At 40.3% G+C, this 24,505-nt stretch carries 24 protein-coding genes; 13 read left to right on the top strand and 11 right to left on the bottom strand.

The annotated features are described in order from the left end of the window. Positions 1-63 precede the first annotated feature (63 nt). Both QJ048_RS22430 and QJ048_RS22425 read right to left on the bottom strand, forming a co-directional pair. Positions 64-1,680, bottom strand: a complete 1,617-nt coding sequence (locus tag QJ048_RS22430; RefSeq protein WP_282336679.1) for a L,D-transpeptidase family protein — start codon at positions 1,678-1,680, stop codon at positions 64-66. A 113-nt stretch (positions 1,681-1,793) separates the two neighbouring features. After that, positions 1,794-1,982 carry a CsbD family protein gene (locus QJ048_RS22425; protein WP_282336678.1) on the bottom strand — a complete coding sequence of 63 codons (189 nt, stop codon included), beginning with the start codon at positions 1,980-1,982 and terminating at the stop codon, positions 1,794-1,796. A gap of 305 nt (positions 1,983-2,287) precedes the next feature. Between QJ048_RS22425 and atpD the strand changes: the two genes are divergently transcribed. Both atpD and atpC read left to right on the top strand, forming a co-directional pair. Then, positions 2,288-3,787: a F0F1 ATP synthase subunit beta gene (gene atpD / locus QJ048_RS22420; protein WP_282336677.1), complete on the top strand. Its 1,500-nt coding sequence runs from the start codon at positions 2,288-2,290 to the stop codon at positions 3,785-3,787. A gap of 171 nt (positions 3,788-3,958) precedes the next feature. Next, a complete protein-coding gene (gene atpC, locus QJ048_RS22415) occupies positions 3,959-4,228 on the top strand; it encodes an ATP synthase F1 subunit epsilon (RefSeq protein WP_282336676.1) in 270 nt (89 codons plus the stop codon). 136 nt (positions 4,229-4,364) lie between these two features. Here the strand turns inward: atpC and QJ048_RS22410 are convergent, their stop codons facing one another. Beyond that, positions 4,365-5,405, bottom strand: coding sequence for a ferredoxin--NADP reductase (locus QJ048_RS22410; protein WP_282336675.1), 1,041 nt, complete (start codon positions 5,403-5,405; stop codon positions 4,365-4,367). A gap of 199 nt (positions 5,406-5,604) precedes the next feature. On the opposite strand from QJ048_RS22410, the gene QJ048_RS22405 reads away from it, so the two are divergent. Then, positions 5,605-7,050 (top strand): RapZ C-terminal domain-containing protein, encoded by a 1,446-nt coding sequence (locus QJ048_RS22405; RefSeq protein ID WP_282336674.1) that lies wholly within the window; start codon positions 5,605-5,607, stop codon positions 7,048-7,050. An 86-nt stretch (positions 7,051-7,136) separates the two neighbouring features. Continuing rightward, the gene (locus QJ048_RS22400) at positions 7,137-7,850 is read left to right on the top strand and encodes a nucleotidyltransferase family protein (protein WP_282336673.1); all 714 of its coding nucleotides are present in this window, start codon (positions 7,137-7,139) and stop codon (positions 7,848-7,850) included. A 233-nt stretch (positions 7,851-8,083) separates the two neighbouring features. Here the strand turns inward: QJ048_RS22400 and QJ048_RS22395 are convergent, their stop codons facing one another. After that, positions 8,084-8,833 carry an LOG family protein gene (locus QJ048_RS22395; RefSeq protein ID WP_282336672.1) on the bottom strand — a complete coding sequence of 250 codons (750 nt, stop codon included), beginning with the start codon at positions 8,831-8,833 and terminating at the stop codon, positions 8,084-8,086. Positions 8,834-8,972: 139 nt separating this feature from the next. Between QJ048_RS22395 and QJ048_RS22390 the strand changes: the two genes are divergently transcribed. The 4 genes from QJ048_RS22390 to QJ048_RS22375 all read left to right on the top strand — a co-directional run bounded on the left by QJ048_RS22390 (position 8,973) and on the right by QJ048_RS22375 (position 11,140). Beyond that, a complete protein-coding gene (locus tag QJ048_RS22390) occupies positions 8,973-9,740 on the top strand; it encodes an exodeoxyribonuclease III (protein ID WP_282336671.1) in 768 nt (255 codons plus the stop codon). 29 nt (positions 9,741-9,769) lie between these two features. Beyond that, complete coding sequence (locus tag QJ048_RS22385; protein WP_282336670.1) at positions 9,770-10,090, top strand: DUF4286 family protein; 321 nt, start codon at positions 9,770-9,772, stop codon at positions 10,088-10,090. Between the two features lie 187 nt (positions 10,091-10,277). Further along, positions 10,278-10,655, top strand: coding sequence for an HU family DNA-binding protein (locus tag QJ048_RS22380; protein ID WP_425607796.1), 378 nt, complete (start codon positions 10,278-10,280; stop codon positions 10,653-10,655). Positions 10,656-11,017: 362 nt separating this feature from the next. Continuing rightward, positions 11,018-11,140 carry a 30S ribosomal protein THX gene (locus QJ048_RS22375; protein ID WP_282336669.1) on the top strand — a complete coding sequence of 41 codons (123 nt, stop codon included), beginning with the start codon at positions 11,018-11,020 and terminating at the stop codon, positions 11,138-11,140. 118 nt (positions 11,141-11,258) lie between these two features. Here the strand turns inward: QJ048_RS22375 and QJ048_RS22370 are convergent, their stop codons facing one another. Together QJ048_RS22370 and typA are read right to left on the bottom strand one after the other, a co-directional pair. Beyond that, positions 11,259-11,945, bottom strand: a complete 687-nt coding sequence (locus QJ048_RS22370; RefSeq protein ID WP_282336668.1) for a Bax inhibitor-1/YccA family protein — start codon at positions 11,943-11,945, stop codon at positions 11,259-11,261. Between the two features lie 168 nt (positions 11,946-12,113). Next, entirely contained in the window at positions 12,114-13,922 is a 1,809-nt protein-coding gene (gene typA / locus QJ048_RS22365) for a translational GTPase TypA (RefSeq protein WP_282336667.1), read from the bottom strand. Between the two features lie 316 nt (positions 13,923-14,238). Here typA and QJ048_RS22360 point away from each other — a divergent pair, with 316 nt between their 5' ends. Beyond that, complete coding sequence (locus QJ048_RS22360) at positions 14,239-15,243, top strand: alpha/beta hydrolase (protein ID WP_282336666.1); 1,005 nt, start codon at positions 14,239-14,241, stop codon at positions 15,241-15,243. Positions 15,244-15,460: 217 nt separating this feature from the next. On the opposite strand, the gene QJ048_RS22355 is transcribed toward QJ048_RS22360, so the two are convergent. The 3 genes from QJ048_RS22355 to QJ048_RS22345 form a co-directional block, all read right to left on the bottom strand. Then, positions 15,461-16,561 carry a PA0069 family radical SAM protein gene (locus QJ048_RS22355; protein WP_282336665.1) on the bottom strand — a complete coding sequence of 367 codons (1,101 nt, stop codon included), beginning with the start codon at positions 16,559-16,561 and terminating at the stop codon, positions 15,461-15,463. A gap of 32 nt (positions 16,562-16,593) precedes the next feature. After that, the gene (locus tag QJ048_RS22350; RefSeq protein ID WP_282336664.1) at positions 16,594-17,223 is read right to left on the bottom strand and encodes a 2'-5' RNA ligase family protein; all 630 of its coding nucleotides are present in this window, start codon (positions 17,221-17,223) and stop codon (positions 16,594-16,596) included. Positions 17,224-17,461: 238 nt separating this feature from the next. Next, on the bottom strand, positions 17,462-17,923 hold the full coding sequence (locus QJ048_RS22345; protein ID WP_282336663.1) for a c-type cytochrome: 462 nt from the start codon (positions 17,921-17,923) through the stop codon (positions 17,462-17,464). Positions 17,924-18,069: 146 nt separating this feature from the next. On the opposite strand from QJ048_RS22345, the gene QJ048_RS22340 reads away from it, so the two are divergent. Continuing rightward, on the top strand, positions 18,070-19,107 hold the full coding sequence (locus QJ048_RS22340) for a 2-oxoacid:ferredoxin oxidoreductase subunit beta (RefSeq protein WP_282336662.1): 1,038 nt from the start codon (positions 18,070-18,072) through the stop codon (positions 19,105-19,107). 585 nt (positions 19,108-19,692) lie between these two features. Here the strand turns inward: QJ048_RS22340 and QJ048_RS22335 are convergent. Further along, the gene (locus tag QJ048_RS22335; RefSeq protein ID WP_282336661.1) at positions 19,693-20,565 is read right to left on the bottom strand and encodes a cupin-like domain-containing protein; all 873 of its coding nucleotides are present in this window, start codon (positions 20,563-20,565) and stop codon (positions 19,693-19,695) included. Between the two features lie 112 nt (positions 20,566-20,677). Here QJ048_RS22335 and QJ048_RS22330 point away from each other — a divergent pair, with 112 nt between their 5' ends. After that, positions 20,678-21,289, top strand: coding sequence for an L-threonylcarbamoyladenylate synthase (locus tag QJ048_RS22330; RefSeq protein WP_282336660.1), 612 nt, complete (start codon positions 20,678-20,680; stop codon positions 21,287-21,289). Between the two features lie 6 nt (positions 21,290-21,295). On the opposite strand, the gene QJ048_RS22325 is transcribed toward QJ048_RS22330, so the two are convergent. Next, on the bottom strand, positions 21,296-22,789 hold the full coding sequence (locus QJ048_RS22325; RefSeq protein WP_282336659.1) for a lipopolysaccharide biosynthesis protein: 1,494 nt from the start codon (positions 22,787-22,789) through the stop codon (positions 21,296-21,298). Positions 22,790-22,996: 207 nt separating this feature from the next. On the opposite strand from QJ048_RS22325, the gene QJ048_RS22320 reads away from it, so the two are divergent. Both QJ048_RS22320 and QJ048_RS22315 read left to right on the top strand, forming a co-directional pair. After that, complete coding sequence (locus QJ048_RS22320; RefSeq protein WP_282336658.1) at positions 22,997-23,944, top strand: DnaJ C-terminal domain-containing protein; 948 nt, start codon at positions 22,997-22,999, stop codon at positions 23,942-23,944. Beyond that, the gene (locus QJ048_RS22315; RefSeq protein ID WP_282336657.1) at positions 23,937-24,278 is read left to right on the top strand and encodes a hypothetical protein; all 342 of its coding nucleotides are present in this window, start codon (positions 23,937-23,939) and stop codon (positions 24,276-24,278) included. Before QJ048_RS22320 ends, QJ048_RS22315 begins: the two co-directional genes overlap by 8 nt. The last annotated feature ends 227 nt before the right edge of the window (positions 24,279-24,505 follow it).

Below are 24,505 nucleotides of genomic sequence, written 5' to 3'. Positions count from 1 at the left end.
GTTGAAAATGAGTACTAAGGCCAAACTGCCTTTCATTTTCAACTTTCAACTTTCCATTTTCAATTATTTAAACATCATCTTGCTCATCTTCGCATCATGCCCGTAGATATCATCCCTGAAATTTAATTGCCCCTTTCTATCCACAAACGCGGTGAAATAACCAATGTAAACGGGGATAGGATTTTTCAATGTTACATATTGTTCTTTGCCGCTGTTCATGGATTTTTGTATTTTTTCGTCCGTCCATGAAGAATCTTTGCGTAAAAGGAACTGTGCCAGTTTGCTCGGCTCTCCCAGTCTTATACAGCCATGACTAAAGGCCCGACTGTCTTCATTGAACAAACTCTTTGCCGGCGTATCATGTAAGTAAATATTGTAGCTATTGGGAAAAAGAAATTTCACGCGGCCAAGCGAATTTTTTGCCCCGGGCTTTTGCCTTACAATTGGAAGACTTCCGCTGTACCCGGTGATTTCCATATTGTGACTGGCAATATAGTTCCTGTTTCTCTTCATACCAGGCACCACCTCATTTCGTACAATACTTGTTGGCACATTCCAGTAAGGACTGAAAACAACATATTTCAAATTGCCTGTAAAGATTACAGTATTATGCCCCTCTTTTCCCACTACCACATTCATGTTGAAACCGAGTTTACCATTCTCATAAACATACAATTTGTACGCAGGAATATTTACCAGGAGATAGTCTGTTTTCGGCTCTTCAGGCACCCAGCGCATGCGCTCCATATTGATCAGTATCTGGCGAATGCGAAACTGAACAGATTGATTCATCTCTCTCAATGTGGCACCACCCATAACGCCATCTTCCTTCATTCCATAACGGTTCTGGAAGTTTTTCACCGCAGCCTGAAGTGAATCGGTAAATAAAGAAGACGTGTCTGTTTGGGTAAAGTCTCCTGTAAGAAAGAGTCTTTTTTTAATCGCGGTAACCGCAGGAGAACGGTCGCCTTCTATAAACTTCTTTTGATCCGGAGCGATAGGTGCCCATGCACTGTCTTTTTCTATTTTAGAATACTTTATCAAATAGTCCTTCAGCAGTTTATATTGCCTGTTTAACGGTTCATATTCACCACTATTTTTTCCTTTATTGTTAACAACAGAATCCAGCAACGAAACCATGTTTATTTTCTTTCTTGGAATAAACCATTGAAGATCGTCGGGACTAAACTCTTTGGATCCAACATAAGCACGTGACGCATATTTCAGGAATTGACCGGTAAAAAGAAGTTCTGCCTGTAGACGGTCGGCGTCGGAGAGATTGATACTGTCATTTTTAGTGGCCGCAGAATCAAGAAGACTTTGGAGATAGGAACTGTATAGACTGCTGTCTCCGCTATAACTGATATAATCGTTCTGGGTGTTCCAAAAGTTGCGTGTGGGTTCAGCCAAACCATTTTGAAAGAACCAGGCAAATTGGTAGTTACGCCCGTTATAAAAACTTCTGAATTCATTTGCTAAAGTATCAGACATATGCTCCTTCTGAATGAAGCTTTCAAGTGCGGTGCTGTCGAAAAACAGATCTGAAAACGAGTTTGTTTTTTTAATCGTTGTATCTCTTTTTTCAACCTTAGGCTTGTGAGATGCGCTTTCATTGCACGCAGCAATTACAATAGCGCATACGATCACAGTAATCAATAAGTGATGTTTCTTCGATTTCATATTCAGGAATTAGGGGTAACGAAATTATATAGGAATTTTTTGGAAATAAAACAATAAAAAGAGGTTCCGTCAATTGTCAGGAACCTCTTTTACAAATTAATTGAAAGGAATACTTAACCCAGTGACTTCAACCATGCGATCAGGTCCTCTCGTGTTTTGCCAGTTTTCTGCTGCATTTTGCCCAACCATTCGTCGTCTTTTCCTTCTTCGTATTTTAGGTCGTCGTCGTTAAGATCTGCGAAAGCCTGTTTAAGCTTGCCTTTCCATTCATTAAGTTTTCCTTTAATTTCCAGCTTGTCCATAATCTTCGATTTTGGTAAATAAAAGTCAATACTGCTGTTAGTGTTTGTGTTTCTTTTTTACTGTTAAATAAAATGGGACAAACAATATTGACAAGGTTACCGATTCAAAAACTATTCCCCGCTGGAAATTATGTTGCAAAAGATGCATTTGAAGGGCCAAATGGTTGCACATTACTCAATCAAAATCAATAATATGTGGGCCGAATTTGAAATTTTTCAATTTCATTTGGCCTTTTGTGGAACTTTACCCTTCAACCCTTACCTTTGCGCAAAATTTAAAAGCTCATCTTAAAAGCTTTCTTTATATGTCAACTAACGGAAAGATTAAACAAATCATCGGTGCGGTAATCGATGTTCAGTTCGAAGGGAAGCTCCCTGAAATTATGAATGCATTGGAATTGACTCGTCAAAACGGGGATAAACTAGTGCTTGAAGTACAACAGCATCTTGGAGAAGACAGTGTTCGTTGTATCGCAATGGACGGTACCGAAGGATTGTTGCGTGGTATGCCCGTAGTTGACACTGGAAAAGCGATAGCTATGCCAGTGGGCGAAGGCATCAACGGCCGTTTGTTCAATGTAACTGGTGACGCGATCGACGGTTTGCCGCAAATCGATAAATCCAATGGTCGTCCTATTCACGCTAAGCCACCGGCTTTCGAAGAATTGAGCACCTCATCAGAAGTTCTTTATACAGGTATTAAAGTAGTTGACCTTATCGAGCCTTATGCAAAAGGTGGTAAAATTGGCCTTTTCGGCGGTGCCGGTGTAGGTAAAACCGTATTGATCCAGGAGTTGATCAACAACATTGCAAAAGGACACGGTGGTTTGTCTGTATTTGCAGGTGTGGGTGAGCGTACTCGTGAGGGTAATGACCTTATGCGTGAAATGATCGAAGCGGGTATCATGAAATATGGTGACGCTTTCAAACATAGCATGGAAGAAGGCGGATGGGATCTTGAAAAAGTGAACATGGATGAGTTGAAAGATTCTAAAGCTACTTTCGTATTCGGACAAATGAATGAACCTCCTGGAGCACGTGCTCGTGTTGCATTGAGTGGTTTGACAATCGCTGAATACTTCCGCGATGGAGATGGTAAAGGCAAAGGAAAGGATATCCTTTTCTTCGTAGATAATATCTTCCGTTTTACACAGGCTGGTTCTGAGGTATCTGCGTTGCTTGGTCGTATGCCATCAGCGGTAGGTTACCAACCAACTTTGGCTACAGAGATGGGATTGATGCAAGAGCGTATCGCTTCTACTAAAAATGGTTCAATCACTTCCGTACAGGCGGTTTACGTACCTGCGGATGACTTGACTGACCCGGCTCCTGCCACAACATTTGCCCACCTTGACGCAACTACAGTATTGAGCCGTAAAATTGCGGATTTGGGTATCTACCCTGCGGTGGATCCATTGGATTCTACTTCACGTATCCTTACTCCGGCAATCGTTGGTGATTCTCACTACAACACAGCTGACAGAGTTAAATTGATCCTTCAACGTTATAAGGAGCTGCAAGATATCATCGCGATCCTTGGTATGGACGAGTTGAGCGACGAAGATAAATTAACTGTGGGCCGTGCACGTAAAGTACAACGTTTCCTTAGCCAACCGTTCCACGTTGCTGAGCAGTTCACTGGCTTGAAAGGTGTATTCGTGAGCATTGAAGATACAATCAAAGGTTTCAACATGATCATGGACGGCGAAGTGGATGAATATCCGGAAGCCGCGTTCAACCTTGTAGGTACCATTGAAGATGCTATCGAAAAAGGTAAGAAGATCCTTGCCGAAGCACAAGGTTAATTTGAAAATGTGGTGATTTGAAAATTTGAAAAATGGATGAAGCCATTACTCATGTTCAGATCATTATCGATAAATTAGTTCTAAGAAATAATTTGAAGATGAATTTGAAAATGCCTGTTTGACCATGGGCATTTTCAAATTTTCAAATCTTCAAATTTTCAAATTGAAAAAATGACACTCGAAATATTAACACCTGAAAGAAAGCTCTATGGCGGCCAGGTTTACGGTGTACAGCTGCCGGGAATAGATGGTTTGTTTGAGGTTCTTGACAGACACGCTCCAATGGTTTCTGCTTTGAAAAAAGGCAATCTGAAAGTACTGGTAGATAAAGGTCAGGGCAACACGATCAACTATTCAATAGAAAGCGGTTTCGTTGAAATATTACACAACAAAGTAACAGTGCTTGTTGAAGGCGCTAACCTGGTTGATAAATCACACTAAGAAGTAAGTTTGAATTTTAAATAGAGCCGTCTCAAGCAGACGGCTTTTTTTTGCCCAATAACTGAATAACTGAATGACTGAATGGCCGATAGTCGTAACACAAAATCGAAAATCAATCACTCAGTTATTCAGTCAGTTAAAACTTCAAGATCACATCTCCGCCCACCGGGTATCCCACACACGTCAAGACCCGACCCTTTGCTATTTCATTGTCCATTAAAACTTCGTTGTAACTCATCCACACTTTGCCGCTGATGCAAGTGGCAGAACAGGTGCCACAGCGGCCGGCCTCGCAGCTATAAGGCAGTGTGATGTCGGCTTTTTTAGCAGCTTGCAATATGGTTTGCGGATATTGCGAAACGAGATCATATACACGGCCGTTTGCTTCGATACTGATCATGTGCGGAAGCGTATCGGGCGGCAGCTCTTTTGTTTCTATTTTAAACGTTGTAAAGTTTTCCTTATGAATATTGGCTGCAGGAACGCCTTCGTTAAGTAATTGGATAGTCGCCATGCGCATATAGTCGAATGGTCCGCATAAATAGAATAATGTTTCACTGTATGGACAAGTGCTGTATTCTTTCAACAACACCTCGAGCAGCCATTTGCTCAACCTCGCTCTTCCAAGATTTTGCGCATCGCTAAAAAGAAACTCAATGGTGAACTTGTCCGGAAATTTTGCAGCGAGCCCTTGTAAGGTTTTATAGAAAATAGTGTCAGCAACACTCTGGTTACTGTATATCAAAACAATTTTCAAATTGGCATTGCTGTGCAGTAATGTTTTTATTAAAGGTAAAACGGGAGTAATGCCACTTCCGGCTGCAAAGAAAAATATTTGATTGTAGGAAGAAATGTTATCTGGTAAAGTAAAAAAACCAGACGGTCCAATTGTTATCAATTCATCACCAACAGATGAGTTGTCAATCAGTTTGCGTGAGTATTCGCCATTATCCAGTCGTTTCACCGTGATCGATAACGGCTCCTTTAAAAGGGGTGTTGAGGAAATAGAAAAGCTTCGTCTTTCCTCCATATCATGTTTCGAAAAAACAAAGGTCAGGAACTGGCCCGCCTTATACTCTATTTGTTTTTCAGCCAAAGGAGCAAGCACGAAAGTTTTGCTTTGATTGGTCTCTTCGATAATATCCGCGATTTTCAAATGGATATAAGGTGTTGTCATTGACGGTTTTTTTGAAGAAGCACGCAGATGACACAGATTGTCATGATTAACGCAGATATTTTGCATGAGGTTGATTGTGTTGTTCTGCGCCAATAATCAGCGAAAATCAGCCAGATCTGCGTCATCTGTGTGCTCACTCATAAAATTCCATCTTTTTTCCCATCCTCTGCATTTTTAAATTATTTTTACCGACACTCATATGCAAAAAGTAATTGAAGAAATAAAGGCTCTTGCGGAGAGCACTTTTAGTGTCTCCGGGGTAGAAGTTGAGGTCCTGCCACAATCGGGATCTGACCGCAGGTATTTTCGTGTGTTTGAAAATGGCAAATCATATATAGCCTGCTACGGACCCAATGTTCAGGAAAATAGAACCTTCATATCCTTCACCAATCAATTCAGAAAGTACAGCATCCCTGTGCCTGAAATCCACGCAATAAACGACCGGTCGGATATTTACATACTCGAAGACTTTGGTACCATTTCTTTATTGGATGAATTAGAAAAGAATAAGTACAACTCTTATGTGTATGACCTGTTTAAAAAGAGCTTGCGTTCATTGGCGCAACTGCAGGTTGTTGCGGGCGAAGGAATAGATTACAACATGTGCCTTACAGCAAAGGAATTTGGCAAGCAAGCGATATTGTCCGATCTCTTGTATTTCAAATACTATTTTCTGGATACGCTGAAATACCCCTACGATAAACAGGCGTTGCTAAATGATTTTGACTCGCTGACTGATTACCTGACTAAAAATGTTGACCAACATTTTATGTTCCGCGATTTTCAAAGCAGGAACATCATGATAAAAGATGGTGAAGTTCATTTTATAGACTATCAGGGTGGTATGAAAGGTGCGCTGCAGTACGACGTTGCTTCACTGTTGTGGCAGGCAAAAGCAGAGCTTCCCGAAGATTGGAAAAACGATCTGCTCAATTATTATATTGAAGAAGTAAATCAACTTTTAGACGGAGCGATAGACAAGGAAGCTTTCGTTTATCAATACAACGGATATGTGCTGATTCGTTTGCTTCAGGTGATGGGAGCATATGGTTTTCGCGGGCTGTTTGAGCGAAAAGCCCATTTTCTGTCCAGTATTCCGCCAGCTATCAACAATCTTAAATGGTTTGTAGACAACACGCAAATGGGCATCGCATTACCTGAGCTGGACAGATGTCTGCGTCATTGTGTGAGTGATGAAGTACTAAAAAGTTTTGAATCTATTCGCGCAAGAGAGAACTCTCCGCTTGTCGTTAAGATCAGCAGCTTTTCCTTTAAGCAGGGAATTCCGGGCGATGAGACTGAAAACGGCGGTGGCTTTGTGTTTGATTGCCGGGGAATTTTAAATCCGGGTCGTTTTCAGGAGTATAAAAAGCTTACCGGAAGAGATAAGCCGGTAAAGGATTTTCTTGAGCAGCAAACAAAAATGCCTGAGTTTTTAAACAGCGTTTATAATATCGTAGATATCAGCGTGACGGACTATTTAAAGAGGGATTTTGAAAGCCTGATGGTTAGCTTCGGCTGTACCGGCGGCCAGCACAGAAGCGTGTACGCTGCAGATGCGTTGGCCCGCTATTTGAAAAATAAATTCAACGTTAAAGTGGAATTGTACCATCACGTACAGGACGCAAAGAATTGGATCAATTAAAACGAGTTGGTAGTTGTTAGCACATTCGTTTGGATGCCGACATTTCTTGATCTACTAACAACTAATAAATAACAACTAGTAACTTTATGAAGGCAATGATATTCTCCGCGGGGTTAGGTACTCGCTTCAAACCCTGGACAGATAAGCATCCTAAAGCACTGGCCGTTATAAATGGCAAAAGTTTGCTGCAACGCAATATTGAGTATTTGCAGCAATTTGGCATTACAGATGTGGTAGTAAATGTGCATCACTTTGCTGACCAGATCATGGATGCGATTTTGAAAAATGGAGGTTGGGGTAGTAATGTAGTAATCAGCGATGAACAAGCGTTGGTGCTGGAAACCGGAGGTGGTTTGGTTAAGGCAAAAGTTTTACTGGAAGGAAATGAGCCGTTCCTGACGTTAAACGTCGACATCCTTACAAACCTTGATATCAATGCATTTCTTGATTTTCATAAAAAAGAAAACGCTCTCATTTCAATAGCTGTTTTGCAAAGAAAAACTTCGCGTTATTTTTTATTGGATAATGAAAGCCATTTGTGTGGCTGGATCAACACACAAACCGGCGAAGAAAAGATGGTGCATAGAAAAGACAATCTTCAGCAAAAAGCCTACAGTGGCATAGCGATTTTTCAGCCTGAAGTTTTTTCATATTTGCCGAAGGAAGGGAAATTTTCACTGGCAACTTCTTATCTCGAATTAGCAGCAACGCACACCATCGCTGCATATGACCATACAGGCGATAAATGGGTCGATGTTGGAAAACCTGAGTCAGTGGCGATTGCCGAAGCAATGTTTTAGAGAACGAACGCAGTTGGCACACAGATGACACTGATTGGACTGATTTAGCTGATCTTTTATTGAATGTGTTACATGCGTAAGAATGATAAATTAAAAGGATTTGAAATTTGATTAATTGATCAAATTTCAAATCCTTTTTAAGTATACTGACTTCTAAAATTTCAAAGCCATTTCAGCGATCGGAAAAATCTGTGTAAATCAGTCCAATCAGTGTCATCTGCGTTCCATTCTCTCTACGCAGCTTGCTGTTTGCCTTCAAACAACCACCATTTTCTCTTGCGTATCTTGATGGTGTAATTGGTTTTGATGTATTTTTCGATGTGTGCAATCGCTTCATCAATACTATCGGTTAGTAGTACCAGGTTGAGGTCTTCCGGCGAAATTGTTTTTTCCTCCGCCATTTTATTCATGTAGTCAAACAATGTTTTGTGATATTCTTTGCCAAATAGAACGATGGGAAAATTGATGATCGTTTTTGTTTGCACCAATGTTAGCGTTTCAAAAAACTCATCCATCGTGCCAAAACCGCCTGGCATTATAATGAACGCATAAGAATATTTTACCAGCAATACCTTTCTCACAAAAAAGTGTTCAAAGGTTATAGACTTCTGTACATAGGGGTTTGGCTTTTGTTCAAATGGCAATTGAATGTTACAACCTATAGAGTAGCCGTTATTTTCAAAAGCACCTCTGTTAGCAGCTTCCATGATGCCGGGACCACCTCCGGTAAGCGTTGTAAAGCTCATGTCAGCAATGCGTTTTCCAAATGTTCTCGCCGCTTCGTAATAAGGATGATCTTCTTTGAATCTGGCAGAACCAAACACGGTAATGCATGGTCCAACAAAATGAAGTGTCCTGAATCCTTTAATGAATTGCCAGAAAACTCTAAGCGCAAATCTGAATTCATATCCACGGCTGCGTGGCCCTTCGAGGTAAATTTGTTTCTTGGCCTTAACGACTTTCTTTTCTTTTTCCGGGGTCATTTCAATTGATCTTGGGTGAAACAATAAAGAGGCAAATCAAATGTAATTAAAAAGTAAAAAGTAAAAATTCAAAAGTAAAAATGATGCGAAAGCTTGCACAGTTTTGAATTACTTTTGACTTTATAATTAAACTTTCGCTATGCGCATCATCAGCTACAACGTAAACGGCATACGTGCTGCCATGAATAAAGGTTTCATCGACTGGTTAAAAACAGATCCCGCAGATATTATTTGTGTGCAGGAAACAAAAGCTCATCGCGATAATGTGAACCATAAAGAGTTTACCGATCTTGGGTTCCATGATTATTGGTATTCAGCAGAGAAGAAAGGCTATAGTGGTGTGGCTATTTTCAGCAAAATAAAACCTGACAATGTGCAGCAGGGTAATGGATATATGCAAAGCGACGCCGAAGGACGCGTAATACGAGCCGATTTTGGCGACATAACGCTGATCAATGCATATTTCCCTTCGGGTACAAGTGGGGACGAAAGACAAGGCTATAAATACGTTTGGCTGAATGAATTTGTGGAATATCTTGATATCCTGAAAAAGACAAGACCAAAGGTTATCGTTTGCGGTGACTACAATATAGCGCACAGGGAAATAGATATTCATGATCCAAAAGGAAATAAAAAGTCATCCGGCTTCTTACCTGAAGAAAGAGCATGGATGGATACTTTTTTTGTAAGCGGGTTTACAGACTCGTTTCGCCACATTAACGCAGAACCCCATCACTACAGTTGGTGGAGTCAGCGCTTTCCAACTGTTCGCCTGCAGAACAAAGGTTGGCGCATAGATTACATAAGCGTTACGCAAAACCTCACAGATAATATTGCCGACGCAAAAATTTATCCTGACGTAAAACACAGTGATCATTGCCCGGTTTACCTGAAACTAAAATTCTAAATTCAAAAGTAAAAATTCAAAACAAAGCAATGAACGAAAGCATTGGGTTTATATACAACGTAACATCCATGGTGAGCTGGCCCATTCATGAGGCCTGGCTCGAGTGGATGCGCACCGTACATGCGCCGGAAGTACTGGCAACAGAGTGTTTTACATCATTCAGAATATTAAAGCTGCATGAAATTGACGAGACTGAGGGACCAACCTATGCCGTGCAATATTTCGCAGAATCAAAAGCCCTCTACAACCGCTATATCACTAAGTTTTCGGAAGGTATGCGGCAGAAAGGATACGATAAATGGGGTGACAGATTTGTGTCATTTCACTCTGTAATGGAGGTTGTGCAATAATTGTGGATAATAATATTAAGTTTTTGGGCACTATTGGAAAGAAATCGTAAATTCTTTTGAAAGTCAATACTGGTAAGGATTTGGTCTTTTATGGGCTGAAATCCTTGCCAGTATTGCATTTGGGGCGATTGCGTATATCCACGTTTCCGTATCTCGTATTAGCCTTTTTCTCTATAACGCTTGTCACGTGCGGGTTTCTGACAGTTTTTGGCAGTATATAAAAGTTGCAAAAAAATTTTGTTGGAAACAAAAAGCGTATAAATTTGTCTTGCTTAAAAAATTTAAATTTCACACTATGAACAAAGCTGAATTAATCGCAAAACTCGCCGATGATGCGGGCATCACAAAAACACAGGCTAACGCTGCTTTGGATTCTTTCACAGAAGCAGTTACTAAAACTTTGAAAGGTGGTGGTAAAGTTACCTTGGTTGGATTTGGTACATTCTCTGTTTCTAAAAGAGCAGCACGTAATGGCCGCAACCCTCAAACTGGCGCAGTTATTAAAATTAAAGCTAAAAAAGTGGCTAAATTTAAAGCAGGTAAAGAATTGTCTGCTAAATTATAATGCTGGCCTCAAATTGCATTTAGACCTCGCTCATGCGGGGTTTTTTTATGCCTGAGATTGAGCACACGGATGACACAGATTAGACGGATTTGCACTGATTTTTTTCGATCAAATATGTAACTCTCATAGAGCACGACCAGCTAGTTGATGTTTTGACAGAAATCCGCACAGGCCTGATAAATTGAATTACATAAGTTTCTGAGAGTATTGTATTTGGTTCAGTTGTTCATCAAAGATCAGCGTACATCAGTCTAATCTGTGTCATCTGCGTGCCAATTCCTAAAATGTATCCGTTCAATGCAGGAAAAACGATATTTTTTGTGCATTTTTGCAGTTCAGTTAAAACTAAAAAAATTTAGATCATGGGTAGAGGTGATAAAAAAACCAAAAAAGGTAAGATCTTCAAAGGATCATTTGGCAAAAGCAGAATTGCTAGACCTTCACAAGCCAAAAAAGCAGCAGCAAAAAAAGCTAGTGCTCAATAATAAAAAAGGAGTTGAATATTGATCAACTCCTTTTTTATTAAGTAAAAATTTAAAAGTCAAAATTCAAAAACAAGCCTTGATTGTTGAGTTCTCTTTTTGACTTTTACCTTTTGATTTTTTAATTTTTATTGCTCGCAAATCTTGACAGCAAGCGCAGTATTTCAAGGTACAACCAAACGATTGTAACCATCAATCCAAACGCACCGTACCACTCCATGTACTTTGGTGCGCCCTGTTTAGCAAGGCTATCGATTCTATCGAAATCCAACAACAGATTCAACGCGGCAATTCCAACTACAAATAATGAGATTCCGATGCCGAACATGCTACCTCTGTTTGCATCGCTTACCATCATAATATCAATATTGAAGAAGCGTAGAATCATTGCTATCAAGTAGAAAACGGCAATACCTGCAGTTGCCATAAAAATTATAGACTTGAGTTTCTCCGTAACCCTAATAACATTGAATTTATACAGTGCAAACATTGCGATCACTACACCAAAAGTTAAACCAACGGCTTGTGTTACAATGCCAGGAGCAACTTTAGCAAACGCATTATTGTAAATAGCTGACACGCTTCCTAAAAATACCCCTTCCAACAATGCATAAACTGGTGCAAGGAAACTGCCCCATACAGGTTTGAAAGTCAGAACAAGTGCAGCTATGAAACCAAGTATTACAGAAACTAACATCCAGGGCATAATATTTACGCCTTGATAGAATGCATTCCATGTGAATACGGCTGAAGATATTAGCAACAATGACATCAAAAAGAACTTATTCATTGTACCTGACTGAGTCATTACCTGGCCATCATTAAAAACAACATTTTCTTGAAATCGTGCTCATCATGACAGATGAGAAATCTTAACAAATCATGACAATTATGAAAATCTGCGTTCCTGTTTTGCGCCATTAAAAAAGGGAACCACTTTCGCGATTCCCTTTCAAAATTTATAACTCAAAACCTACTAAGCTTCTACCTTCATAGATTTTTGTTGTTTCTTTCTTTCTTCTTCGTCCAAAATAGCTTTACGCATACGGATGAAGTTTGGAGTAACCTCGATACACTCATCGAACTGGATGTATTCCATGCACTCTTCCAAAGTCATAAGGCGTTTAGGAGCGATGTTGGTTGCAGCATCACTACCGCTTGCACGCATGTTGGTAAGTTTTTTACCTTCATTACTGTTGATCACAAGATCACCAGGTTTGTTGTTTTCACCAACGATCATGCCTTTGTACACTTCCTCACCTGGATCTACGAAGAAGAAACCTCTGTCTTGTAGTTTATCCAAAGAGTAACCTGTTGTTGTACCTGCATCTTTAGAGATCAATACACCATTGTTACGGCCAGGAATTGGTCCTTTCCATGGTTTGTATTCGCTAAAGCGGTGCGCCATTACAGCTTCACCCGTAGTTGCAGTCAGCATTTGTGTACGCAAACCGATCAAACCACGTGAAGGAATATCGAATTCAAGGTGTTGCATTTCACCTTTAGTTTCCATAATCAACATTTCACCTTTACGGCGTGTAACAAGATCGATAACTTTAGAAGCAAATTCTTGTGGAACGTCTACTACCAATGTTTCGTATGGTTCAGATTTCTTGCCATCAATGTTTTTTACGATTACCTGAGGTTGACCTACAGTCAACTCGTAGCCTTCACGACGCATTGTTTCGATCAATACACCTAAGTGAAGGATACCACGACCGTAAACAAGGAAGCTATCACCACTATCTGTATCCATTACTCTCAAAGCAAGGTTCTTTTCAGTTTCTTTCATCAAACGATCACGCAAGTGACGAGATGTAACGAATTTGCCGTCTTTACCAAAGAAAGGAGAGTTGTTAATGCTGAACGTCATGTTCATTGTTGGTTCGTCAACGCTGATAACAGGTAGCGCTTCAGGATTTTCAAAATCAGCGATGGTATCACCGATGTTGAAGTCTTCCAAACCAACTACTGCGCAAAGATCACCAGACAATACTTCCGTAGTTTTTTTCTTGCCCATTCCTTCGAAAACATACAATTCTCTTACTCTTGATTTTTTGATGCTGCCATCAGCTTGTACAAGCGCAATTGGTTGGTTTTCTTTGATAGAACCGCGGGTAACTTTACCTACAGCGATACGACCAAGGAAGGAAGAATAATCAAGAGAAGTGATTTGCAATTGCAGTGTACCTTCTTCTACTTTAGGCGCAGGTACATATTTTAAAATACCATCCAGCAAAGGATCGATATTGTCAATTTGAGTTAATGAGTCGTTGAACCAGCCATTTTTACCACTACCGTAGTAAGTAGGGAAGTTCAATTGTTCCTCTGTAGCATCAAGGTTAAAGAAAAGTTCGAAAACCGCATCATGCACCTCATCAGGGCGACAGTTAGGTTTATCTACTTTATTGATAACTACGATTGGTTTTAGGTTCAGTTGTAATGCTTTTTGCAACACGAAACGTGTTTGAGGCATTGGGCCTTCGTAAGCATCCACCAGGAGGATTACACCATCCGCCATTTTCAACACACGTTCTACCTCACCGCCAAAGTCGGCGTGACCTGGAGTATCGATTACGTTAATTTTAACGCCTTTATATGTTACAGCCGCATTTTTACTGAAGATAGTGATACCACGTTCCCTTTCCAGGTCATTGCTATCCATTATCAAATCACCTGTTTCCTGGTTTTCACGGAAAACGTGCGTGGTGTGTAAAATTTTATCTACCAGGGTCGTTTTACCGTGGTCAACGTGAGCAATAATTGCTATATTTCTGATTTCCATATTCTTATTTAAGTTACTAAAGAGACTTTAGTTCAGTTTAACAGGGTATAAATACCCGAAATTTAAACAAGGCGCAAAGGTACAAGGATTATATGGGCTAACCAAAGAAAGTATAGTGTTTAAGAATAACATAAAGTAGCCGTATCGGATTTTTAACAAGTGCCACAAACTGTGCCATATAATCTTTCAATGAAAATTTTTAATTTGTTATGATAAGCCGTTGAATTTTAATAAGTTCATCTTGAGAAAGAATAGGGTATAAGGTGTAAGGCGCCTAAACCCTTTACCTTAAGCCACACACCTTAATTTAGCTTTTATGAAAAAATGGATGCTCGTACCGGGTTTAATTCTCCTTGTATTGGCAATAGTATACGTTTTGGGGCCCGCGCCATCCAAACCGCTTTATAGTAATAATCTACCCGTTGTGCCTTCAGGCGGAGACAGTTTAAAAAATTATATAGCTAGCCATGAAGCCGGACATAAAGTGAAGCCCGATAATGAAGCAAGGATCATCTGGGCTAACGACTCGCTGAAAAATGTAACGGAATATTCCATCATTTACCTTCACGGATTTTCCGCTTCACAAGCTGAAGGCGCTCCAACGCACACTGACATTGCGAAAAAATTCGGTTGCAACTTGTATCTCTCGCGTTTGGCAGAACATGGTATTGACACAAGTGACGCCATGATCAATCTTACTGCCGATGAATATTGGGAAAGTGCGAAAGAAGCACTGGAAATTGGTAAGAAGATTGGTAAAAAAGTTATCCTCATGGGAACCTCTACCGGTGGTACACAAGCGCTGCAATTGGCGGCAACGTTTCCTGATCAAATTGCTGGGCTGATCCTGTATTCACCAAACATTGCCATCAACGATCCGAATGCGTGGATTCTAAACAATCATTGGGGTTTGCAAGTTGCAAGGAAAGTAATGGGCAGTGATTACAAAGTTTCTGACGATACCAGACCTGTATATAAACAATATTGGGATTACAAATACAGACTGGAAGCTGCTGTAGCATTGCAAGAAATGCTTGAAACAACAATGACTAAAGAAACTTTCGAAAAAGTAAAACAACCAGTGCTACTCTTGTACTATTACAAAGATGAAGAACATCAGGACCCTGTCGTAAAAGTTTCCGCTATGAGAAAGATGTTTGATGAATTGGGAACTTCTGCGAACCTCAAAAGAGAAAAAGCAATGCCCAACACCGGTAACCACGTGATAGGTTCCTACATAAAATCCGGCGATGTAGAAGGAGTGAAGAGGGAAACAGAGAGCTTCATGAAAGAAGTTCTAGGCATGCATGCAGCTAACTAGTGCCGCAGTTTTGTTTCACGCAAAGGCGCAAAGTTTATTTCACGCAGCGAACACAACGGAGCAGCGACACAACGAATTCAAAAGTATTTGGTTGTTACAGACGCTCTGTTTTTTACTCAGCGGTAGTGGTGCAGTTTAATAATAATAAATATTGCAATAAAACATCCCGCAGCATCGCCGCTCCGTTGCGTTCGCCGCGTGAAATCCTGAGCGTCAATCAAAACAATCTCATCTGTTCTCCGGGTCTTCGGAATTGTGTGGTGTCGAGTTCCCAGCGTTCGGCATTCAGGCCGTAGAGTTTTCCATATTTTTTGTATTGCATATTTACCATTGCGGCGATGTGGCCTTCACCGCGCATACGCACTCCAAAGCGGCTGTCGTTCACTTGTCCATCATGGCTTTGCTCAATCATGTGCCACACTTTATCTGCGCGGTCGGGGAAGTTTTTGTATAACCAGTCATGAAATAAAAACTTAATCGCTCCATTCAATCTTATAAAAGTGTAAGCAGAAAATGTTGCGCCATTTTCTGCCGCCGCTTTCATAATGCGTTGCATTTCGTGCTCATTCAATCCGGGTATCATAGGTCCCAGCATTACTCCGGCTCTTACACCAAGATCACTTAACTCTTTTATCACTCTTATTCTTTGCTTGCCTGTTGTTGTTCTTGGTTCCATTGCACGGCGCAGATCCTCATCAAATGATGTGATGGAAACGAGAATGGAAACTAATTTTTTCCTCGCCATTTCCTGCAGCAGGTCCTTGTCGCGTAGCATTCCGGCGTTCTTGGTAATCATGCCAACTGGCTGATTGAACTCATTGCAGACTTCGAGTAATTGGCGTGTGATACCAAACTTTTTTTCAGCGGGTTGATAACAATCGGTGTTGCCGCTTATGCTGATAGGCACGCATTCCCATTTGGGATTCATTAAAAATTTTCGAAGCAGTTCTGGTGCATTTTTTTTAACGATGATCTTGCTTTCAAAATCGAGTCCCGCACTGTAACCCCAGTATTCAAATGAGTTTCGGGCATAGCAGTAAATGCATCCATGTTCGCAACCCTGGTAAGGATTCATGCTGTAAAACATGCCTACATCCGGACTGTCAACCTTATTTACAATTGATTTTGCTTCTGTAAAGATGTATTGAGTAGCTACGTTTTCTTCTGTCCAATCATCAATTCCTTCTACATGCTCGCGAACGCGTTCGTCTTTTTGAAACTTATTTTTTGTGTTGTATTGAGCGCCTCGTCCTTTGTGGTAAGTATTTACATTTTCATTGGGATCCACATAATCGGGATCCATGTTATCACTATTCATGTTCACTGTTTTTCTCTCCTTCTAATTTGTTTTTATTCGAACAGCATTCCTTGTCTTGTATTCACCGGAAGATTTTGAAACTCGAAACGATGCAAGATCTGGTAAGCTTTTTCGCCAACCGGTCTCTTCAAAAGCAGCATACTGTCTGCAATAAAACGTCCTGTAAACTCTCTGTGTGAATACTCGAGCCATCCTTTCTCAAACTGCCATGGTTGTAGTTTTCTTGCAATTGTTACATGAGGCTCGTCGATAAAATGCGGTTTGTTATCCTTATCAAGCTTCATCAATAATTGCGAAGCTGTTTTAATTTCCTTCACCAGGTTTTTTATCGGCATCTTAGTGGTGACGTTGATAAAAATGGTGTGCGAAGGAAATGATGCATAATCTTTCAGCTCTACTTTAATGGGATGATAACCCATTGCAACCGGCTTGATCCTGCTGATAATCCTTTCTTCCACCATGCTTCTTTGTGTAAATTTCGCCAGCGTTATATGTGGCTTGCCTCCGAGCGCAGTCTGGGCCTGGTATGAGTTATAAAATTCCTGTTTTACTTTTTTGATCTTGTTTCTTAATTCTTCATGCGGATTCAATACCAGCAAATATTCGTTCAATGGATAACTGGGAATTAATGAAACAATCCTCATTGCAGTAATTGATTTCATGGTAAAATATTTAGTATAAATTTACTAATATATTTAGCAATTTAAAAATATTTCAAACATTGTTTTTAAGACGTGAATGGTAGGAAATTAGCCGGGGCGCTGTACGTCTCTAAATAATTGAGGTTGATATAGATTAAGCAAAAAAAAATCGGGAACCATATTTATGATTCCCGATTAGCTATTTTGAAATTTAATCTAGTGTTCTCTAATTCACGTTTCACGATTTCTCCATTTGCGACTATTTACCTGTAGGGGCTTGTGCCGGAGCAGGTGGCGGTGGAGGAGGCATTGCAGGTGCGCCTAAAGTTTCTTTTGGATGCGGGTTGCCATGGTGACAAGTTTTGCAACTGATCGCATTTGCCGTATCCAACAGGGAATTACTTTTGCCTTCAAAGAATTTTTTGTTGATCTTCAAAGTCATTCTCATCATATCGCGGGCCTGTTCTTTTTCTGGTTTGGCGTCACTTGCGAAATCCATCTTTTTAGGATCAGCGGCAGATGGTGCATGGCAGAAATTACATCTAACTCCTAATGCATTGTTAAAACCGCGCATAACCTTTTCCAAATCATCATGGCTGATGTCTTTTGGAAGTACTTTCAAATTATTCTTTTTTTCTTCGTTGGGAGATGTTGCAGCGATGTTGATTCCTACTGTGGCAACCATTGCAGCGATTACCAAAACTTTCTTAGATATCTTCATAAATGACGTTGTTTAAACTTTAGGGTGATAAAATAAATGCATTCGCCTGACAAAACCATGACAAAAGTTTAAAATCTTATGAACGGTAATTGAAAATTATTGAGGAAATTTGCAAAAATCGTTAGCCTTCTAAATATTATATACTCATGTCTACTATTGAAATAGATCCTAAACCCCTACTCACAGCAAAAGATTTTGCGACTGATCAGGAAGTAAGGTGGTGCCCGGGTTGTGGAGATTATTCCATTTTGGCGCAGGTTCAAAAGGTGATGCCGGGTTTGGGAATTCCAAGGGAAAATATTGTAATCATATCCGGAATAGGTTGTAGCAGCCGTTTTCCGTACTACATGAACACTTATGGTATGCACTCGATCCACGGTCGTGCGACAGCCATTGCATCTGGATTGAAAGCAACAAGACCAGAACTGAGTGTTTGGATCGTTACGGGTGATGGTGACAGCCTTAGCATTGGCGGAAACCACACCATTCACTTGCTCCGTAGAAATTTTGATGTAAATATTCTTTTGTTCAACAACCAAATTTATGGTTTGACAAAAGGTCAATACTCTCCAACATCAGAAGAAAGCAAAGTAACTAAGAGTACTCCATACGGAAGTATCGATCATCCGTTCAATCCTCTGGCGCTTGCAATGGGCGCGGATGCTTCATTTGTTGCACGCAGTATGGACCGTGATCCTAAACATTTGCAGGAAATGTTGGTTCGCAGTCATGCGCACAGAGGCGCATCTTTCCTGGAGATCTATCAAAACTGTAACATCTTCAATGATGGCGCATTTGAAATTTTCACTGAAAAAGCAAGCAAACCAACTGAAGCGATTTTCCTTCAGCACGGCAAGCCATTGGTTTTTGGTGCTGAGCAAAACAAAGGAATTAAGCTGGATGGCTTTAAGCCTGTTGTAGTAGAACTGGGCAATGGCGTAAGCGCCGATGATCTTTGGATCCACGACGAAAAAGATTTTTACAAAGCTCAAATATTAGTTCGCATGTTTGATGACCCTCGTATTGAGGGCCATTTGCCACGTCCGTTCGGTGTTTTCTACGAAAATGACAGAGCTTGTTATGAAGATGTATTGAACCTCCAAATCGAAGAAGTGATTGCTACAAAAGGCAAAGGAGATTTGGATAAGTTGCTGAGAGGAAATGAGGTTTGGACGATCAACTAGAAATTAGAAATTAGGAATCAGAAATTAGAAATTAATAGCGAAGAGCGTAAGTTTTACTTGCGCTCTTTTTGTTTTAAACCAACTGGCTACTTGCATCCGGCGACTTACGTCCAAAAAAATAGCCAGCGATTGAAATCGCCGGCCTGTGCTTACCTCTGAAACCACAAAAAGAAAGAGGTGAGTGTATCTGGTTTATCAATAATAATATTTTGGGAATAACCGAAGCCTTTACCAATAATAATTTGGATAGTTTACGAAGGAGTCGGGTTATTCGGGGAAAAGGTCAGATCAAATGTATTACGGTAAATACAGGAATGGATTCGAATATTGAAATCTCGGACAGGGCATTATCTGTTACGGAAAATTGGTAGTATTTGCACTGGGACTTGGAGGGTGTTCCGAAATGGAGATTGGATAGAACTGGTTAGCATCACACGGAACGACTCAGCTATAAGTTGCTAGGCTTTAAAATTAAAGACTGTTTAAATAATATGCAAGATTTTTTGCAGTAAAAAAATGTTCTTTTTTTAACACGAATTGCACAATTTGGTCAGGTAGGGCCCAAAAACCGCACATACCTGTTCGTTATGAAGCATTTGCAAATTCGAAAGTTTTTTCTTTTTTGTAATTATACCACCACTCAGGAGCAGTTTTTTTCATGAGCGTATCAATGTTTCTCATACCGAAAAGATTCCAGGCCCCTTTCAGTTTTCCAACCACAGAAGATTGTAAAGCTCTGAGGCTCATGGCGAAACCGCTATCAATATACTCCATGTGGTGCCAGTAGCCGGCCGGCATAAAAAGTGTGTCACCGTGTTCCAGGATCACTTCATAGCCCCGGGCTTTGGCTACTTCCGGGAATTTGTCGAGGTCGAGTTTGCTTTTTTTAGGGTCAAAATAATTCTCAAAGTTTGCAAAACTCAAAACCTCCCACGGTTTGCGGTAAAGTTTGTGTTGTTCTTCAAACGGGAAAAGCAGTACTCTTTTTCTGCCGGCAAATTGCGTATGCAGAATATGGGAAAGGTCGATGTCAAAGTGCATATGTGTAACAGAGCCGGAACCGCCTACAAAAAGCATAGGGAATTTTTTTACAAAGCCTTTCATCAGATCCTCCGGCCATCCGAAGTCATTTACCAGGTCTGGTGCATGTTGAAATAAATTAAAAAGAAAAATGCGAAGTTCTGCTGGGCCAGTTTTTACGATGTCGAGATAATCGCCGAATTTCATGTAATCGTCCGCCTTGTTGATTGGAGTGTAGGCGTCACTTTTTACATTGTTATAAACTCCTACTTCTACATTGCCTACCACTTGCTTAAAATAATCCCAGTTCCATTTTTCATATGCGGGCCATTGCTTTGCAAGCTGTGTCATCACTATTGGCTTCATCTCATTATAAAACTCGTTCTTAAATTCTTCTGGTCTAATGCTATCAACTTTAATTACAGGTTTCAGTTCCATAGCGAGAATTTTTTAACTACCTAAATTTAATATTAATTCATTGTTAAGTTTAGAAACAGCATGTAGTTTTTAAGGATAGGAATGCAAAAATAAATTTAAGTAATTTAGTAACATGCTTTTACACCTTCATCCGGAAAATCCCCAACCCAGGAACATTAAAACTATTGTTGAGTGCCTTAACGATGGAGGTACGATTATATATCCCACTGATACTATATATGGTTTGGGCTGCAACATATTTCAGCACGACGCCATTGAAAAGGTGTGCCGGATAAAGAACATACAGCCCGCAAAGGCCCAGCTTTCATTTATTTGTTATGACTTAAGTGACCTTAGCAATTACACCAAAAGCATTTCTACGCCCTTGTATAGAATGCTGAAAACTTATTTACCCGGTCCCTACACCTTTATTTTACCCGCCAGCAAACAGGTGCCAAAAATTTTAAAAAGTAAAAAAGACACGATCGGTCTTCGCGTGCCGGATAATATTATCGCTCAAACAATGATCAAAGAACTTGGCCACCCTATACTAAGTACTTCTCTTCCCGGAGAAATGGTGGAAGAATACACCGATCCGGAATTGATGTATGAAAATTTTAAAAACATTGTAGACATTGTGGTGGATGGTGGCATTGGCGGCATTACTCCGTCTACGATTGTTGACTGTACACAAGAGCCTCCGGAATTAATAAGAAAGGGCCTTGGTGAATGGGCAGAGGCATAATTTCCATTACCTAATGCCCAGTCTCTTCTTAACCGTTTGCCACACTGGCAATACGTCCGGAGAAAGATTGAAATAAACAGTAGCAGCACCAAATAATGCAATATACACTCCGCTTGTTAAGAACAAAGAAAACCAGGAATGCATATTGTGAAACAACAGGTAACAAATGAAATAGCAAATCAGCGATATCACAAGTACATAAACCGTCTTAATGGTAAATGGTTGCAGGTTGAATTTTTTCCAGAGGAAAACAATTCTGATCGTGTTATAAATAGTGTAAGCGATAAGATTAGAATATCCTGCACCGATGATGCCGTAACGCTTCACTAAAATAATGTTCAACGGTGCCGTCAGCGACAGTAGAATTACTCCACAAATAAACTCAAACCGCCAATAAGTGGAAGTGCCAATGATTTGGGAGTTTACGCCTGTGCCCATGTCCACAATAAATTTGAAACCAAACAATAGGACTACCATTTTTCCAGCGCGATATGCCGGGTTAAGTGGTAGAACGTTCATAACTGTGTCATAGTTAAGCCAGATGAGAGTGAAAAGGAAGATAGATATTAATAAAAGATTGATGCTGCTCCGGGAGTAAATCCGTTGAATAGTTGCCAGATCTTTATTTCTCCAGGCTTCTGACAAATAGGAAGTACTGATGGCAACCACACTTTTTTGCGGAACGCTTATGATGTTTGAAATGTAATTACTAACATCATATATCGCAACAGCCCCAATGCCCCAATAGCTCGCAATGGTAAAAGTATCCAGGCTGGCCGATAAAGTTTGGATGACCAAACCAGCGTACACAAATCCCATGAGCAGCGCCATCTTTTTCCAGTATCTTCTTGTGACCCTGCTAAGTTTAAAAGTGAAATGCAATTTGCCAACCTTCATTAAATAAAAGAGCAAACCGAGAAAGCTGACGCCCCATAGGCAGGAAAATATTTTGATGAAGAGATCAAATTTAAAACCGCCAACAATAAACAAAAGGATAAGCATGGTAACAGAAATACGATTGCCTGCTTCACGCAAAAAATTTGAGGCAACCGTTTCTTTTACGCTCCATGCATAAGCTTCCAATATGTTGAAAAAAAGATAGAAGAAGAGATAGGGAAAAACCAGAAAATAATACTGAACAAACAAAGCGGATTTATCCGAAAACTTTTTGACGACCAACGGTTCAAAAACAACGCCTACCAATGTTGTCATCACAAATCCTATAAATGCAAGGATTAGCGCAGCAGACAAAAGATCGTTGTCTTTACCCTTAAGATTGCCTTTATAGTAAGGTGCAAATTTGTAAATAACCGAAGGCAAGGCAAGGCAGGCAAAGCTGTTAAATAAATTTCCGGTGATAATGATAACCCGCGTTAAGCCAAACTGATCCGTTGTGAAAATATTGTTTTTGGCAAACAGGTAAGTATTGATTGCGCCAAATGCAAAGCCCATATAAATTAAGACGGAGGAAATGATACTTTGACGCCTAATATTACTCATGCAAACGGGTTAAAATGTAAAGTTTGATTGCAAAGATGTGGAAAATTAGGAATTAGAAGTTAGGAATCAGAAATTAGAATGGGTTTTACAGCGAGTAAGACCGAGAAGAAATGTTGATTGGTTGAGCACTTTCAACAGTTCTAAAATCTGCCCGGTTTACACGTTCTAATTCCTCATTCCTAGTTCCTAATTTCTTAAATTTATAACATGAACGTAAAGGATTACTATAAAATTTTAGGTGTTGAAAAAACGGCAACAGCGGATCAGATAAAGAAAGCCTATCGTAAACTGGCCGTGAAATATCACCCTGACAAAAATCCCAATGACAAGGCCGCGGAAGAAAAATTCAAGGAGATTTCTGAAGCAAATGAGGTGCTGGGCGACCCCGAAAAAAGAAAGAAGTACGACCAGTTTGGAGAAAACTGGAAACAGTATGAGCAACATGGCGGCAATGCTGAAAATTTTGACTGGAGCCAATGGCAAAATAATGGTGGCGGCAACCAGTACTACAGCGGCAACATGAATGATTTTTTTGGCGGTAGCGGAGAAGGAGAGCATGATTTTTCCAGTTTTTTTGAAACGCTTTTCGGACAATCAGGGGGGCGCCGGCAAAGAAGCACACGACCGGCAAAGGGCAGGGATGTACAAGCGACTATGCAAGTAAGTTTGCAGGAGGCATACACGGGTGGTGGCCGCCATATCGAGGTTAATGGTGCAAAACTGAATTTGAAGTTGAAACCCGGCCTTTACGACGGACAAATAATAAGACTTAAAGGAAAAGGTAATCCAGGTATAAATGGCGGCGAGCATGGCGACTTGTTAATTTCCATACAAGTAACGCCAACGCCCAATTTCGAACTGAAGGGAAAAGATCTTTACACTGAGGCTCCGCTTGAACTCTACACTGCAGTATTGGGCGGTAAAACAAACGTTACGCTGCTTTCCGGAAATGCCATTAGCATGAACGTACCCGCCGGTACAGACACCGGAAAGGTTTTCAGGCTAAAGGGTAAAGGAATGCCCGAATATAACCATCCCGACATGGCGGGAGATTTGTATATAAAAATGGTGGTGCACATACCCACTAATCTTTCGGAAAAGGAAAAAGAACTTTTTACGCAATTAGCTCAACTAAAAACGACTACTAATGCTTAAAATTTATGACTACCTCGACGAAGTATTGCACTCGGAAGAAATGATTCCTGAGGAAACTCCTGAACTTTCATATTCTATACACGAAGTAATGGATCAATTGGGGTACAAAGAAGAATCCTCTTATTCCGAGCCGCTCGAAAGAACGCTAAAGGCCTGCATGGCTTTGGGCATACCTATAAAAGAAAATTTCAGAAAAGTATATTGCTTCGCAAATGGTAAAATGGAGATAGACCTATATCTTTCTGCCATCGCCTGCTATTTGTTTATGATCAATTGCAACCCAAACAATCCCCTTGTGGCAAAAGCGCAGATGTTGTTCATGCTGAAGAAATGAGGACGGAATTGAAGATTTGAAAATTTGAAGATTTGAAAATGCTTTAGGTGTGTCTGTTTGAGCTTATTAGTAGCTCATCGGATTTTGGAGAGTTCATTTAAGTACTGAAAAGTTACGCCTAAAAAATTTTCAAATTCGCACATTTTCAAATTTTCAAATAAAGCACACTCTTGAAATCCCCAATCAAAAAAGCATCCCCAATAATCAGACTAAATATTCCCGCTTAT

Source organism: Pinibacter soli, assembly GCF_029961145.1.
Lineage (GTDB): Bacteria > Bacteroidota > Bacteroidia > Chitinophagales > Chitinophagaceae > Pinibacter > Pinibacter soli.
This window is presented reverse-complemented; position numbering and strand designations above follow the sequence as displayed.

Bases quoted from the DNA above. Each gene is read 5' to 3' on its own strand.
- QJ048_RS22345 (WP_282336663.1), bottom strand. From the start codon at position 17,923: ATGAAGATATCTAAGAAAGTTTTGGTAATCGCTGCAATGGTTGCCACA.
- QJ048_RS22340 (WP_282336662.1), top strand. From the start codon at position 18,070: ATGTCTACTATTGAAATAGATCCTAAACCCCTACTCACAGCAAAAGAT.
- QJ048_RS22405 (WP_282336674.1), top strand. From the start codon at position 5,605: ATGCAAAAAGTAATTGAAGAAATAAAGGCTCTTGCGGAGAGCACTTTT.
- QJ048_RS22410 (WP_282336675.1), bottom strand. From the start codon at position 5,405: ATGACAACACCTTATATCCATTTGAAAATCGCGGATATTATCGAAGAG.
- QJ048_RS22390 (WP_282336671.1), top strand. From the start codon at position 8,973: ATGCGCATCATCAGCTACAACGTAAACGGCATACGTGCTGCCATGAAT.
- QJ048_RS22360 (WP_282336666.1), top strand. From the start codon at position 14,239: ATGAAAAAATGGATGCTCGTACCGGGTTTAATTCTCCTTGTATTGGCA.
- QJ048_RS22375 (WP_282336669.1), top strand. From the start codon at position 11,018: ATGGGTAGAGGTGATAAAAAAACCAAAAAAGGTAAGATCTTCAAAGGA.
- QJ048_RS22395 (WP_282336672.1), bottom strand. From the start codon at position 8,833: ATGACCCCGGAAAAAGAAAAGAAAGTCGTTAAGGCCAAGAAACAAATT.
- QJ048_RS22350 (WP_282336664.1), bottom strand. From the start codon at position 17,223: ATGAAATCAATTACTGCAATGAGGATTGTTTCATTAATTCCCAGTTAT.
- QJ048_RS22370 (WP_282336668.1), bottom strand. From the start codon at position 11,945: ATGACTCAGTCAGGTACAATGAATAAGTTCTTTTTGATGTCATTGTTG.
- QJ048_RS22315 (WP_282336657.1), top strand. From the start codon at position 23,937: ATGCTTAAAATTTATGACTACCTCGACGAAGTATTGCACTCGGAAGAA.
- QJ048_RS22400 (WP_282336673.1), top strand. From the start codon at position 7,137: ATGAAGGCAATGATATTCTCCGCGGGGTTAGGTACTCGCTTCAAACCC.
- typA (WP_282336667.1), bottom strand. From the start codon at position 13,922: ATGGAAATCAGAAATATAGCAATTATTGCTCACGTTGACCACGGTAAA.
- QJ048_RS22385 (WP_282336670.1), top strand. From the start codon at position 9,770: ATGAACGAAAGCATTGGGTTTATATACAACGTAACATCCATGGTGAGC.
- QJ048_RS22320 (WP_282336658.1), top strand. From the start codon at position 22,997: ATGAACGTAAAGGATTACTATAAAATTTTAGGTGTTGAAAAAACGGCA.
- atpC (WP_282336676.1), top strand. From the start codon at position 3,959: ATGACACTCGAAATATTAACACCTGAAAGAAAGCTCTATGGCGGCCAG.
- atpD (WP_282336677.1), top strand. From the start codon at position 2,288: ATGTCAACTAACGGAAAGATTAAACAAATCATCGGTGCGGTAATCGAT.
- QJ048_RS22355 (WP_282336665.1), bottom strand. From the start codon at position 16,561: ATGAATAGTGATAACATGGATCCCGATTATGTGGATCCCAATGAAAAT.
- QJ048_RS22335 (WP_282336661.1), bottom strand. From the start codon at position 20,565: ATGGAACTGAAACCTGTAATTAAAGTTGATAGCATTAGACCAGAAGAA.
- QJ048_RS22330 (WP_282336660.1), top strand. From the start codon at position 20,678: ATGCTTTTACACCTTCATCCGGAAAATCCCCAACCCAGGAACATTAAA.
- QJ048_RS22425 (WP_282336678.1), bottom strand. From the start codon at position 1,982: ATGGACAAGCTGGAAATTAAAGGAAAACTTAATGAATGGAAAGGCAAG.
- QJ048_RS22430 (WP_282336679.1), bottom strand. From the start codon at position 1,680: ATGAAATCGAAGAAACATCACTTATTGATTACTGTGATCGTATGCGCT.
- QJ048_RS22325 (WP_282336659.1), bottom strand. From the start codon at position 22,789: ATGAGTAATATTAGGCGTCAAAGTATCATTTCCTCCGTCTTAATTTAT.